Raw genomic sequence first — 278 nt, forward strand, 5'->3', positions numbered from 1 at the left:
GACGAGTCAGAAACCGTTGATGTAGGCGAAGGACATGCGAAAGGTCCGGCGTAGAGGGTAAGACCCCCGTAGTCGAAACGTCAGCGGCTCGTTGGAGAGACACCCAAGTAGCACGGGGCCCGAGAAATCCCGTGTGAATCTGGCGGGACCACCCGCTAAGCCTAAATATTCCCTGGTGACCGATAGCGGATAGTACCGTGAGGGAATGGTGAAAAGTACCGCGGGAGCGGAGTGAAATAGTACCTGAAACCGTGTGCCTACAAGCCGTGGGAGCGTCG

The 278-nt window shown here is 57.2% G+C and carries 1 rRNA gene; it reads left to right on the forward strand.

Annotation, left to right across the window (positions count from 1 at the left end):
- Positions 1-278: ribosomal RNA gene (locus KUM38_RS21970) — 23S ribosomal RNA — on the forward strand; the annotation flags it as partial.

Source organism: Streptomyces sp. AC558_RSS880, assembly GCF_019049255.1.
In the GTDB taxonomy this organism is placed as follows: Bacteria; Actinomycetota; Actinomycetes; order Streptomycetales; family Streptomycetaceae; genus Streptomyces.